Origin of the sequence: Pseudomonas entomophila (genome assembly GCF_029193575.1) — a bacterium.
In the GTDB taxonomy this organism is placed as follows: Bacteria; Pseudomonadota; Gammaproteobacteria; order Pseudomonadales; family Pseudomonadaceae; genus Aquipseudomonas; species Aquipseudomonas entomophila_G.
Genome location: NZ_JARGCS010000035.1, coordinates 14,558 through 25,999, shown reverse-complemented (window position 1 = coordinate 25,999; position 11,442 = coordinate 14,558). Strand labels below are relative to the sequence as shown.

At 63.8% G+C, this 11,442-nt stretch carries 13 protein-coding genes; all 13 read right to left on the bottom strand.

The window, feature by feature from the left end; translation table 11 throughout:
* Positions 1–274: 274 nt before the first annotated feature.
* Positions 275–1,549, bottom strand: a complete 1,275-nt coding sequence (locus P0Y43_RS16620) for a phage late control D family protein (RefSeq protein ID WP_275638364.1) — start codon at positions 1,547–1,549, stop codon at positions 275–277.
* Positions 1,546–1,998, bottom strand: coding sequence for a phage tail protein (locus tag P0Y43_RS16615; RefSeq protein WP_275638363.1), 453 nt, complete (start codon positions 1,996–1,998; stop codon positions 1,546–1,548). Before P0Y43_RS16615 ends, P0Y43_RS16620 begins: the two co-directional genes overlap by 4 nt.
* A gap of 6 nt (positions 1,999–2,004) precedes the next feature.
* Positions 2,005–4,596: a phage tail tape measure protein gene (locus P0Y43_RS16610; RefSeq protein ID WP_275638362.1), complete on the bottom strand. Its 2,592-nt coding sequence runs from the start codon at positions 4,594–4,596 to the stop codon at positions 2,005–2,007.
* Entirely contained in the window at positions 4,586–4,708 is a 123-nt protein-coding gene (locus P0Y43_RS16605) for a GpE family phage tail protein (RefSeq protein ID WP_275638361.1), read from the bottom strand. The genes P0Y43_RS16610 and P0Y43_RS16605 overlap by 11 nt, the downstream gene beginning before the upstream one ends.
* A gap of 8 nt (positions 4,709–4,716) precedes the next feature.
* Complete coding sequence (locus tag P0Y43_RS16600) at positions 4,717–5,070, bottom strand: phage tail assembly protein (protein ID WP_275638360.1); 354 nt, start codon at positions 5,068–5,070, stop codon at positions 4,717–4,719.
* Positions 5,071–5,097: 27 nt separating this feature from the next.
* Positions 5,098–5,613: a phage major tail tube protein gene (locus P0Y43_RS16595; protein ID WP_275638359.1), complete on the bottom strand. Its 516-nt coding sequence runs from the start codon at positions 5,611–5,613 to the stop codon at positions 5,098–5,100.
* Positions 5,614–5,658: 45 nt separating this feature from the next.
* Entirely contained in the window at positions 5,659–6,849 is a 1,191-nt protein-coding gene (locus P0Y43_RS16590; RefSeq protein ID WP_275638358.1) for a phage tail sheath protein, read from the bottom strand.
* Positions 6,850–6,973: 124 nt separating this feature from the next.
* A complete protein-coding gene (locus P0Y43_RS16585; RefSeq protein WP_275638357.1) occupies positions 6,974–7,519 on the bottom strand; it encodes a phage tail assembly chaperone in 546 nt (181 codons plus the stop codon).
* 10 nt (positions 7,520–7,529) lie between these two features.
* Positions 7,530–8,930, bottom strand: coding sequence for a phage tail protein (locus tag P0Y43_RS16580; RefSeq protein WP_275638356.1), 1,401 nt, complete (start codon positions 8,928–8,930; stop codon positions 7,530–7,532).
* Entirely contained in the window at positions 8,927–9,544 is a 618-nt protein-coding gene (locus tag P0Y43_RS16575) for a phage tail protein I (protein ID WP_275638355.1), read from the bottom strand. The genes P0Y43_RS16580 and P0Y43_RS16575 overlap by 4 nt, the downstream gene beginning before the upstream one ends.
* A complete protein-coding gene (locus P0Y43_RS16570) occupies positions 9,544–10,455 on the bottom strand; it encodes a baseplate J/gp47 family protein (RefSeq protein ID WP_275638354.1) in 912 nt (303 codons plus the stop codon). The genes P0Y43_RS16575 and P0Y43_RS16570 overlap by 1 nt, the downstream gene beginning before the upstream one ends.
* Positions 10,452–10,805, bottom strand: coding sequence for a GPW/gp25 family protein (locus P0Y43_RS16565; RefSeq protein ID WP_275638353.1), 354 nt, complete (start codon positions 10,803–10,805; stop codon positions 10,452–10,454). Before P0Y43_RS16565 ends, P0Y43_RS16570 begins: the two co-directional genes overlap by 4 nt.
* Complete coding sequence (locus tag P0Y43_RS16560) at positions 10,802–11,401, bottom strand: phage baseplate assembly protein V (protein ID WP_275638434.1); 600 nt, start codon at positions 11,399–11,401, stop codon at positions 10,802–10,804. The genes P0Y43_RS16565 and P0Y43_RS16560 overlap by 4 nt, the downstream gene beginning before the upstream one ends.
* Positions 11,402–11,442 lie beyond the last annotated feature (41 nt).

Sequence of the window (11,442 nt, the reverse complement as noted above, 5' to 3'; positions counted from 1 at the left end):
ATGATTTACGCGTTACGCCATTCGGCCGACTTCGAGCGTTTGTATTGCACAATACAAATGCCATCGTTAGTATCGGTTCGTCGACTGCTTCAGTACGCCGCCGATGAGCTCTCAACTCATCAGCCAGAAAAACCGCCTTCTCACGGCGGTTTTTTTGTGTCCGCAATTTGGCCCGAGCTCGTGCTTCGTCGCTCTCCTACCTAAGCCCAAACATCTTATCACGGTGTCGATCAGCAGCCGGCGCAAGCAACGTACAAGCGTTTTGGCATTTTGGTTATGGGGACTTCTGCTTTTCCTGCATCCGTTTCCACTCACGTTGTAGTGCCCGCTTCGCGCTGTTTTTGCTCTGATAGAGATGAGTGAGGCGCCGCGACTTGGTCTGGTCGCCTTCGGTCAGCTTGTGCTGCTTCCCAGTTTTCGGGTCGCGGTACCAAGCCACCAGTCCGGTATAGCCTTCGTTGACCTGATCGATTGTGTCGGCCAGTTCCGACACATCGCCGTCGGGCAGCTGCGACTCAAGTTCGAGCGACGTGGTGTAGCTGTCCGGGGTGAAGCTGTGGCGGATGTTGCCGCCGAGCCAGATGATCTCTGCGATTTCGGCCTTTACCCCGGTAAGGGTGTAAGTCATGTCCGGTATCAGGTCTGGCCTTCCTTTTGCCAGCGTGTAGCTGAGCGTGGCGGTGCCGCGCTGCAAACGGTTCAGCTCAGCCCGGGCAGCCTTGAGCGCGCTGGCCTGGTCGGTGTAGCTGTGGCGCAGTTCCTTGATGTTCTCGCCATCGCCGGCAATGGCCTCCTTCTTCTCCGCGCTGTTGACTTCGTAGTAGTAGGCCTTGACGCCTGTGTATGCGTCGCGATTCGCCTGTAGGAAGCGATGCTGGTCACCGTCCTCGCGGGTGAGGGTGATGTGGGGTAGCTCCAGGCCGCTGGCGGTCAAGGCCTTGCCGGTGGGCATGAACAGTAGCCGGCCGGCCTTGATCGCCGCGATGGCGTCATGGTCGCGGCCGAGGCGGGTGAGCAAGTTAGCGTCCGACTCGTTGGCCTGGTCCAGGTGCTGGATGTTGAGTGTAGCCAGGGCAGCGCCGATCAGCGGGTTGAGCCCGTAGGCCGCTGCGATGGTGTTGAGGATGGTCGCCAGCGGGGTCGCGTCCCAGGACCGTTCGCGCTTGACCTTGAGGCCGCCGCTAAGGTCTGCGCTGCGTGCTCGTATGTTCAGGGTGTCCGGCGCGCCGCTGTGCTCCGTCTCGTCGACGTTGTATCGGCCCTTGTAGATCAGCCCGATATCGTCCCAGCCAAGCCAGAGGTCGACGGCCGCGTCCCTGGGCGGGATGGCCAGTAGGCCGTCGTGGTCGCTGAGTGTGATATCCAGCTGGTCAGCCTCCATGCCGCGATTGTCGGTCAGCTCGATGCTGATCAGCCGCTTTTCCAGCATCGCCGTGATGTCGTTGCCGGCGACGACGACCTTGCAGATCGGTCGCGGGTAGGCCGTGGCATCGCGATAGCGCTGCGCCGCTTTGTCGAGCAGGCCATTGGCCTGGCCCAGCACGCTCACAGCAGACGCCCCAGCACACCGCGCAGCGCACCCCCACCGATGCCGACCAGGCTGCCGAGCATGTCGACAAGGCCATCGTCGATCCGCTTGAGATTGATCGTGAACTCGTAGCGCCGCGGCGTGCCGTCCTCGAAGAAGATCTGTTGCGTCTCGCTGATCGAGGTGATGACCCACACGCCGTAGATACGCCCGGTACCGCCGATCAGTGGCCAGGCCTTGCCGGTGTCAGCCATGCGGCGCAGCAGGTCGAGGCTTAAAGGTGACCCGACCAGGCCGGGGAGCAGCGTACCCGGCAGGGTGATCGTATCGTCGCCGCGGCCCAGGAACTGACTGGCAGGGTTGGTGCCGATGCGGCTGGTGGAGCTGTGGCGCCAGTCTGTGGAACGCTGCAGCTCCTGGTACACGAGTGTGGGCAGGCCGAAGATGAACGATCCGAGGGCCATCATCATGAGGGGTTACTCCTGGTCGCTTAGCGCGCTGCGTCCGCGAACCCGTGATGCGCGCTGTGCCTTGGCGACCTCGGCCGCGACCAGGCGCGCGAGTTGTTGTTCGTCCATGCCAGGCGCGGCTTGGATGTTGAAGATCAGAGGCGCGGCCCCTTGTGCAGTTGCAGCGCCTGCAGAGGGTGAGGCGGACAGCGGCGGACGGTTGTCCATGGCGATGCTGCTGCCGGCCGCGCCGAAGCCGATGTTGCCTGCGGCCACGAGCTGCTTGCCCATGCCGTTGATTGCGTCCAGCGGCCCCTGCTGGCCCTGCAACAGGCCCTGCTCAAGGCCCGCCATGGTGAACCCCCCCAGTGTCGCGAACACGCGCGACGGCGAGTGGATACCCAGCTTCTCCTTGAACCAGCTGATCGTGCTGTCGCCCGCGCCAGTGATTGCGCTCTTCACCGCAGTGAGCCCGTTTGTGATGCCCTGGACCATGCCCTGCATGAGCATGTTGCCGAACTCGCTGAACTTGCCAGGCAGCTCAACGCCGAAGTAGCCCATCACGGCGGCGAAGGCGCGGTAGAAAAGGCCAATGGGGCTGAAATTGAGGATCAGTGCGGTGATCCCGGCCAGCCCCCCGTTGAAGCCGGCCTTGATTTCGTTCCACAGGCCGAGGAAGTAGGCCTTGATCGGGTCCCAATATTGGTAGATGAGGTAGACCGCTACCGCGATAGCCGTTATCGCGAGGCCGATGGGGTTCATCAGCAGCGCTCGGCCGAGCCACAGTACGGCTTTGCCGGCCCACATGAACGCACCGCCCAACCCTTTCAGGGCCGTCACGGCGCCCAGGCTCTTGATACCGACCAGGCTTAGGGCATAGCGCACCATGGCAAAGGGGCCGAGGAGGCTGGCCAGCATGATCGTCAGGCCCCCGCCGACGGCGAGCAGCAACGCCAGGCCGGCAGCGGTCTTGACGATGGCTGCAGTCAGGCCGGGATGTTCCTTGACCCAGTTTTTGACGCTGACGGCCAGCTCGCCAATGTCGTTGATCAGGCTCTTGAGTTCGGGGGCGATGGTCGCCCCGATCTCGCTCATCGCATTTGTCCAGCTACCTTCTGCGGCTTCGATTGTGTTGGCCAGGGTGGCGAGTTGCTCGTTGACGCGGGTGCGCAGGTCGGCCTGGTCCTTCATCTTTGCCGCGACTTCGTCATACCCCGCGATCCCCTTGGTCATCATGGTGTTGAGCACTTGCAGGGTTTCGGAGTCGTCGCCGTAGATGTCCTTGATCAGGCTGAGTCGGTCTTCGGTCGTGAGGGTCTTGAGCTTGTCGAGCTGGCTGAATAGGTTTTCGAGACCGCCGAACTCGCCCTTGCCGTCGGTGAAGTTAAGCTTGAGCTTGATGCCTTTCTCTGCCTGCAGATCGTCCAGCACCTTAGAGATCTTGGCGGTGTCCATCGAACTCTGGAACACCTTGCGGAAGGCGTTACCGGCGCTTTCGCCGGCCATGCCGGTCTGGTCCATCATTACAAGCAGCGGGGCGAAGGTGTTTGCCGCTTCAAGGCCAGACTTCTTGATGATGTCCATCACCGGGCTGATCTTGCTGAAGCCCTGGAGCATGTTGTTGTCGTCGACGCCCAGGTAGAAGGCCCGCTGGATGGTGTCCATCAGCCCCATCATGTCCTTCTCAGTGGTACGGGTGGCGTCCTGCATCTTGGCAGCGAACTCGGCGGCGTCGGCTACGGGCTTCTGCAATTGCACGCCCAGGTACGCCGCCGCCTCGCCGGTACCGCCCAGGATCGATGTGGCGCTGATGCCTTGCCGGCGCAGCATGGTCATCATGTTCTGGAAGTCGGCCGTGGTCCCCGGCAGCTTGTCGCCCAGGCCTGTGGCGAGGTCGCTGATCTTCTGGAAGTCCTCCGGCACCTTGCCCGCACCATCCATCATCGCCACCTTGAGCTGGGTGGCGGCGTTCTCGGCCGGTGCGAAGGCGTCCACGATGCCCTGGAGCGGGCGCGAAATTGCGTAGGCGCTGCCGAGGCCGGCGGCACCACCTGCTGCCATGCTCCCCGCGACGTGCTGGGCACGGTCAAACTGTCCCCGGGCAGCGGCCAGGCGCTTCTGTTGTTGCACCAGGTTCTGCATGCGGCTGGTCTGCGTGCTGATGGCCTGGTTTGTTTCCTGGATGCGCTGCTTTAGGTCGCGGGAGTGTTGGCTCAGGTTCTTTGTACTGATGCCGGCGGCGCTGAGTCGATTACGCAGGCCCTGCAACTGCTCTTGTTGCGCCTGGTGCTTCTGCTTGAGATCGCTGGCGGCGCGGATGGCCGCCTGCATGTCATTGGCCATCTGCCGCGTGGGCACGCCAGCGCCGGCCATCTGGCGACCTAGCGCCTTCACCTGGTCGCGCGCTTCTTGCAGCGCCGTTTCGGTCTTTGCGCTGGCATTGCGCAAGATGGTCCAGCTGCGCACATCCGCCTGTTGCGCTTGCAGGGTCTTGAGCTGGTCGCGGGACTCCTTGAGCGCGCGACCTAGACCAATGCTGCCCTGGGTGATGGCGCGGATCGGGCGGGTGGCGCGGTCGATGGCCTGGAGCACTACCTCCATTTTCAAGTCATTGGCCATGGTTCCTCTCCCAGCGGGTTCTGGCTCGCTCGCGCCATTCCATCAGTTCCGACAGGGCCAGCGGATTCATTTCCGCCGGCCCCCAGTGAAAGACCATGGCCAGGTCGGCCATGGCGTCTTCTACGCAATGAGGGCAGCTTCCTTCGCCGACTTCGTCAGCAAAAAACCAGCTACCGCGACCCCGCACTGCAGCAGGTCGGCCGGGTCCATGCGGCCGATCTCGTGGTCGGTCAGGCTCGGGATGCTGATGCGCGGTAGCACTTTGCGCAGGGCCAGTACGTCCATATGGGCCAGGTCCGCCAGGCTCACACCGCGCAGCTCGCCGCTCATGGGCTTGCGCAGGGTGATTTCGTTGACGGTGGTTTCGCCGCGCACGATTGGGGTGTCGAGGGTGATGACTTCCTGGTTGGGATTCTTGGTCTGCTCCTGGCCTTCCTGATGGGTGACTTGAGCGGTGGTTTCCGGGGTTGCCATGGTGTTTCTCCTCGAGGGGCTTGGGGGTTACAGGCCGATGGCCTGGCGATGGGCGGCGAGCAGGTCCACGCCGTCCACGATGAACACGAAGTTGAGCAGGTCGATCTCCATGACTACCTCGCTGTCCACGGTGAGCCTGTAGTAGGTGCAGGTGGTGCTGATCTGGTGCTCGGTGTCCTCGCCCGGGCTCGACTCGCCGAAGTCGATCTCTTCGTGCCGGCCGCGCACGGACACTTCGACGGCGCTCACAGTGCCGTCGTCGTCGCGCTGGACGGAGCCGGAGAAGCGCAGCTGCACGCCGTCTGCGCGCACGGCGCCAAACTGGCGCAGTGCGATGAGGTCCCAGCCGCCGAGTGTCCAGGCCAGGACGATCCCGTCGTCGCCGAGCCCCAGGTCGACCTTCACAGAGCCGTCCATGCCGCCGCCGCGGAAGTCCTCCATCTTGCGGCTGAGCTTGGGCAAGGTGACCGACTTGACGACGCCCAGGTAGCTGTTGGCGTTGTTAAACAGGTTGAGGTGTTTGAGCTTCTTGGGCAGGGCCATGGGCAGGCGCTCCTAGGGCGCGGCCGGCGCCGCGCGGATGAATGATCAAACCTTGATGCTTTCGGCGAAAGTCATCAGGTAGCGGTCGGTGATGCGCTGGCGGAACAGCAGGTTCTCAAGCGGCGGCACGGGGGTGTAGTCGTAGTCCAGGAAGAGCTTGCCGGCCTTGAGTGTGTCCTTGTCGTTGGCAGCTGGGTCGAACCAGCAACTGCCATCGATGAGGTAGCCGGCGGTCTTTAACTCGCGGAACTTTGCGTTGATGCCGTCGATGATGTCCTTTACCAGGCTGCCGTGCATGGGCTTATCGATGGCCCAGAAGTGCGCGTCGGCCATCGTGTCCGCCAAGACTTGCGCGGTGCGGGTGTAGTTCTCGAATGCAAATAGCGGGTCGGCGCTGGTTGTGCGGTTGCCCCAGAAGCGGAAGCCGTCGCGGCGAATCAGGGTGGTGACATCGGCGGCGTTGAGCAGGCCGGCGTCGGTTGCCGGGTTCTGCAGGTCCCAGAAGATGTCGCGGGAGATGCCCGACACGCCGTTTACCGTCATGTTCGACAGCGTCTTGTGCCAACCAACTTGCTCGTCGATCTTTGCGCGCAGGCCCAGCGCCCGGGCCACAGCCGCGGCCGGGGCGTTGCTGCTGGTGGCGGTGTCCCAGTTCACGAAGTCGGGCCAGATGAGCATCAGCTCGCGGGAGCCGAAACCGTCGCGGTAGGCAATGGCGTCGGATACGTTTTCGCAGTCCCAGGCGCTGGCATAGGAGAAGGCGCGCATCTTCTCGGCGATGGCGGCCAGCTCGGTGGTGACGGCGAGGTTGTCCATACCTGGCACGCCCAGGATGCGAGGCCGCACGCCGAGTTGCACTTCCGCCGCAAGCAGCGCCTTGAGCCCGGTGTACTGACCCTGCGGGGTCACGCCGCCGACGATCTTGGTGGTCTGGTCCGCTTCTTTGGCGGTGGCGTCGGCGCCTTCGCCATCGGCCACGCGCACCACGACGGTCACGGGACTGGACTGGTCGGCAATGGCGTCCAGGCTGCGGGCTAGGGTGCCCAGCTCGCCGGCCTTGCCGGAAGCAGTGAGCACGTCTGTGAGCAGGACGGGAGTGTTGAGTGGGAAGGCGGCGGCGTCGGCATCGCTGGCGGTGCAAACCATGCCCACCACGGCGGTGGCGATAGTGCGGATCGGGCGGGTGCCCTCGTTGATTTCGAGGACGCGCACCCCGTGATGGAAGTCGGTGGCCATGTGGCAGCTCCTGGTGGGCGTGATGCCGGTTCAGTGAGCCTTGAGAGTGACGCGCGCGCGCAAGCGGTGCGAGCGGGGGAGGGTGTAGCGAGGCGCGGTACAGCGTAGCCGCGCCCGAAAGTGCTTAGAGTGGCAGGGCTGTCATCCAGGCCGGTGCCATGGGGCGGTGCTTGCTGTCAGGGAATGCATCGGTCTGCGGCCAATTGCGCAGCGCTTGGCGGTAGGCGTACAGCTCGCCGCGCTGCTCCGGGCTGATGGGGTAGTCCGGCATAGCCAGGTAGTCCGACTCCGCGATCCTTGCGTTACGCCATACCCTTTCAGCCAGGAGCGCGGCATCAAGTTGGGCCGACTGATCAATGACCCAAGCGTCGCCCGACCAGATATGGAACTGTCCGGGGAAGGGCTCAGTAGTGAAGCCGTCAGGCAATGGCCCGATCTGCTCGAACTGTTCCTCTTGTCCTGTATCGGTGCGGTAGATGGCCCCGCGATGATCAGGAAGTTGCTGTGGTACAGCGTCGACCAGGCCCCAAACGTAACCAGGCTCTGCAACGGGGAGAGGGTTCACAAGCTCAATCGCGTTGCTCGGCATCTGCTGGCCGAGGCCAGGAACCTCAAGCAATTCAACTGGGCCGTGCAGTTGCCCTGCTGCGTCAATCAGATAAATAGTCATCGGCTCGTCCTCAAATCAACTTGATCCGGCCGGGGTATGCGATAGACCGGGGCCGGTTTTCCGATGCAGTCGGCACCACGGTGGATGCGTTGAAAGTGATTGTTGAGTTATCACCCGGGTCTGCGCCTTCTGTGCCGATCCGCGCCGGTGAGCTGCCGTATTGGGTGATCGCCATCGCGCCACTGGAGAGTCGGGTTGTCGATCGGTATACGGCAGAAATGCTCCCCGTGATGTTCCTGATAGCGTCGCCTTGCGAGCTGCCTGCCACGCGCCCCGTATCGATGCCGCGGCCTTCGTCGAGCAGGCGCACGAACTCTGCACGGTTCTCTGGCGCACGGAAGGTCATCACGCCGTCCCCTTCGGTCCATCCACCTTCTTTGCCCAGCCGCGCGGCTTCTGTCGTCAACATGCCCGAGGCCTGCGCGTGGTCCCAAAGCCACGGGAAATCCGCACGTTGCTGAACCGGCCCACTGATCGGGCCGTAACCACCGGGCTGGAACGCCGTTGTGGTCTCAAACACCATCCGCCCGAGCGATGTGCTGTCGAGACGACCGACGGGCCACCAACCGCCTTGGCCATCGCTACGCAAGTGCCACCAATCGCCGGCACCCATCAGCACGAGGAAGGGATAGCCAGCCGCTCGCAGATGCGTATGGAACTTGATCGTATCGGTTCCGCTTGCGGCCACTTTCAGACGGTTGCCGCTGTTGTCGATGCGGCGCACCAGGTAGTCGCGGATACCCAGCGCCGGGTTGCTGGAGGGCAATGTGTAGGTCCTGGCCCCCGCTGCGGCATCGAGCAGAATCAGGCCGGTATGTTGAGCGGTCAGTACGCTGTCGACGGCAAACGTAAAGACGCCACCTTTGAGCAGGTACTGCGGGTGTGGGTCGGCAGCTTGCAGATGCCCTGCCAGTTGATCCCGCGTGTACTGCTCGGCACCCGCGCGAGCGGTGTCAACATACTCACGGGTCGCCAGTACGACGCTGGGGTCGATCTTGAGCTGTACGGCTTCGGAACTGCTGATGATCAGGACCATCCGCAGTACTTGGGTTCGCCCGGAGCCTTCCGACATCTGCGGCTTGTAGCTGGGCGGGCAGTTGCTCACGGCAACCAGGTCACCTGCAGCGTCGTACAGGCCCATTTCACGCAACCAATAGCCGCCTTCGGTTTCTGGAATGATCAGTTCGGCGATGATCTGGCTGTTGTTCTGTGGGTCGACGATCAGCCTGTTCAGGAAGGCTCGATAGCGTTCATTGACCAGGGCCGTCTGGCTCCGGATCGGTGTGGGGAGGTTGCCGTTGCCGTCGCCGACGGCCATCTTGCTGATCTGCAGTTGGGTACCAAGGGCCGTGGCGTTGGCGAGCTTGGCCTCTCCCACGGCGGTGAGGATGGCGTAATAGGTCTGGCTCATGGATAGACGCTCATGGTGTCGATGGAGTGCTCGGCGCCGGAGAACAGCAGCGAGGGGCTGCCGACTTCAATCGGGCCGGGGGCATAGGGGTAGACGGTGAGGACTTCGCCATCATGGGCGCTGACTCCCACCCAGGCGGTACCGCGCGTTTCAAGGCTGATGACCAGCCCGGTCAGGTGGCGACTGAGGGGGCGGGCGTCGTCGATCAGCCACACCAGCTCCTGATACATGGGCTCGGTGATACCCGTGTCGAGCACGCCGATCTTGAGTGCGAACGTGCCGGGGATACCCTGTGGCTGGATCTGCCACCACTCCACTACCTCGATCAGGTAGCCCAGCGGCTCGACGACACGTCGGAGGGCGCCAATGGTGCCTTTGTGGGCGTGGATGAAGTACGCCGCCTTGATGGCATTGCGTTTGGCTGCTTCTGGCCAGTTCTGGGACCAGCGGTCTACGGAATAGGCCCAGGCCAGGTACGGCAGCAGCTCGATAGGACATGTGTCCGGGTTCCACAGATCTCGCAACGGCACGGGCACGCGCTCGATCTGTGCCAGCGCTTGGGCGGCCAGGCGCTCCAGCTCGGCAGCGTTGCCGGGCAGCAGGCGCGCGGCCATTACTCGGCCACCGTGACGTTGTAGGCGGTGCAGTAAGGCGCCTGGGCCTCGCTTGCGACGATATCGAGCCAACCAGGCAGCAGGACGCGTTTCACGCCCTCGATGTGCAGCGCCGCGTCCAGAGCCGAACGGTTGACCTCTTGACCGAGGCGCCGCCGCGTGTTGACTAGGGCGGCCAGCCTAGCTTCGGCGGCTGCTCGGATCGGCTCGGACTCTGGGCCTGAACTGGTCATGTAGAGCACCGCTTCCACGGTGTACGGCAGTACTTGGGCGCTCTGCACGGTCAACCGGTCAGCCACCGGGCGTCGGTCATCGTCGCTCAGGTAAGCAGCCACCACGGCAAGCAGCTGGGGCGTGGCAGCGCCATTCTCCAGCGCGCTCTGTACCGTGACGACGACCTCGGCCGGCGCTGGGCTGATAGCGCTGGCATCGGCGACCCGGCCGTCTGCGCTGCGGGCGTGGAAGATGTATGCGTTTCGCGGGCCTGCAGTACTGAGACCCTCCATCGCCATCTGGATTCGCTCGCGCAGGGCATCATCTTGCTCCATCACGGCCGCGACGGGGGGGACAGCGTTCAGGCTGGCCGGCGTGATGACCAGGCGTTCGACGTTGAAGCGAGCGGCGATCTGCTCCAGGTCGGCACCGCGGGCGAACGGCAGCAGGACTGCCAGCGCCGCTTCGTTCACGCGCTGGCGCATGAGGGTCTCGCGGTAAGCGTTCTCCTGGATCAGCTTGTTGAGGGGCTCCGACTCAAGTTCAAGGGTCGCGGCCACTTCGGCCTGCTGATCCTCGGGCCAGAGGCTCACGGCGTAGGCCTTGCGTTCGGCAAGAATGACCTCGTAGTCGATCTGCTCGACAACCGTTGGTGCTGGCAGGCGGCTCAGGTCGATGGGGGTAAACGTGGTGGTCATGCGAAGGCCCCCAAGGTCAATGGCACGCGCAGGCTGAGCTGCTCATGTGTGTCTGTCACGCTGGCGTCGATGTCGAGAATTGCTTCGCCGGCGGTGGTGGATGGCGTGAGTTCGACACGGCTGAGGCGGACGCGCGGCTCCCAGCGCATCACGGCCATGGTGATGGCGGCATAGGCCTGCAGCCGGGTGGCGCTGTTCAGCGGCCAGTCCATGAGGTCGGTCATCGGGCAGCCGTATTCGCGGCGCATGACGCGACTGCCGATGGGGGTAGTGACGATATCGGCGATGGACTGGGCCAGGTGCTGGTGGCCAACGATGGCGCGGCCGGTCTTTGCATTCATGCCGATCATGCTGATGGCTCCGGTAGGCCGGTCTTGGCGGTGCCAGGCATGACGCCGCCGTGGGGGTGCTTGACCAGGCTCACTTCTGCGGCCACTACGTCCTCGGTCACCATCACAGTGCCTGTGACCGCCTGATCACCGGTCTGCCTGTAGTTCCCGGTGTGGGTGTAGTCACCCTCGTGGGTGATCGGGCCGATGATGCGGATGCCGCCATCGCTGACCAGGTTGGTGGTGCCTCCTGCCGGCAGGGTCGCATTGAGGTGGTGGGCAACGCTGTCGTATTCAACGACAGCGCCGTCCGCGTAAGTGCGGCGGTGCAGGCCCGCGCGGTCGCCGTTGGCTGGGTTGGCATCGCTGTATAGGCCGGTGAGTGCCATGCCCTGGCCGAGTTGCCCGGAAGGGCTGAACAGCACCACTTGCTCGCCGACGGTGGGCGGGTCCCACTCTTTGGCGTTGCCGGCGCGCAGCGCGAACCAGGGCAGCCAGGCTGTAATGATCTTGCCGGTCTTCACCCGAACGCGGGGCGGCATGATCTGCACTTCGGCAACGGTGCCAATGCGGATGAGGTTTTCGATCAGGCGGGCGAGTTCGGCGATCTGGTTCATGCCGGTGATGTTGCGGCGCGCGTGCGCGGGGTGCACGCTGC

Bases quoted from the DNA above. Each gene is read 5' to 3' on its own strand.
- P0Y43_RS16615 (WP_275638363.1), bottom strand. From the start codon at position 1,998: ATGATGATGGCCCTCGGATCGTTCATCTTCGGCCTGCCCACACTCGTG.
- P0Y43_RS16610 (WP_275638362.1), bottom strand. From the start codon at position 4,596: ATGGCCAATGACTTGAAAATGGAGGTAGTGCTCCAGGCCATCGACCGC.
- P0Y43_RS16605 (WP_275638361.1), bottom strand. From the start codon at position 4,708: ATGGCCGACCTGGCCATGGTCTTTCACTGGGGGCCGGCGGAAATGAAT.
- P0Y43_RS16600 (WP_275638360.1), bottom strand. From the start codon at position 5,070: ATGGCAACCCCGGAAACCACCGCTCAAGTCACCCATCAGGAAGGCCAG.
- P0Y43_RS16595 (WP_275638359.1), bottom strand. From the start codon at position 5,613: ATGGCCCTGCCCAAGAAGCTCAAACACCTCAACCTGTTTAACAACGCC.
- P0Y43_RS16590 (WP_275638358.1), bottom strand. From the start codon at position 6,849: ATGGCCACCGACTTCCATCACGGGGTGCGCGTCCTCGAAATCAACGAG.
- P0Y43_RS16585 (WP_275638357.1), bottom strand. From the start codon at position 7,519: ATGACTATTTATCTGATTGACGCAGCAGGGCAACTGCACGGCCCAGTT.
- P0Y43_RS16580 (WP_275638356.1), bottom strand. From the start codon at position 8,930: ATGAGCCAGACCTATTACGCCATCCTCACCGCCGTGGGAGAGGCCAAG.
- P0Y43_RS16575 (WP_275638355.1), bottom strand. From the start codon at position 9,544: ATGGCCGCGCGCCTGCTGCCCGGCAACGCTGCCGAGCTGGAGCGCCTG.
- P0Y43_RS16570 (WP_275638354.1), bottom strand. From the start codon at position 10,455: ATGACCACCACGTTTACCCCCATCGACCTGAGCCGCCTGCCAGCACCA.
- P0Y43_RS16565 (WP_275638353.1), bottom strand. From the start codon at position 10,805: ATGATCGGCATGAATGCAAAGACCGGCCGCGCCATCGTTGGCCACCAG.
- P0Y43_RS16560 (WP_275638434.1), bottom strand. From the start codon at position 11,401: ATGAACCAGATCGCCGAACTCGCCCGCCTGATCGAAAACCTCATCCGC.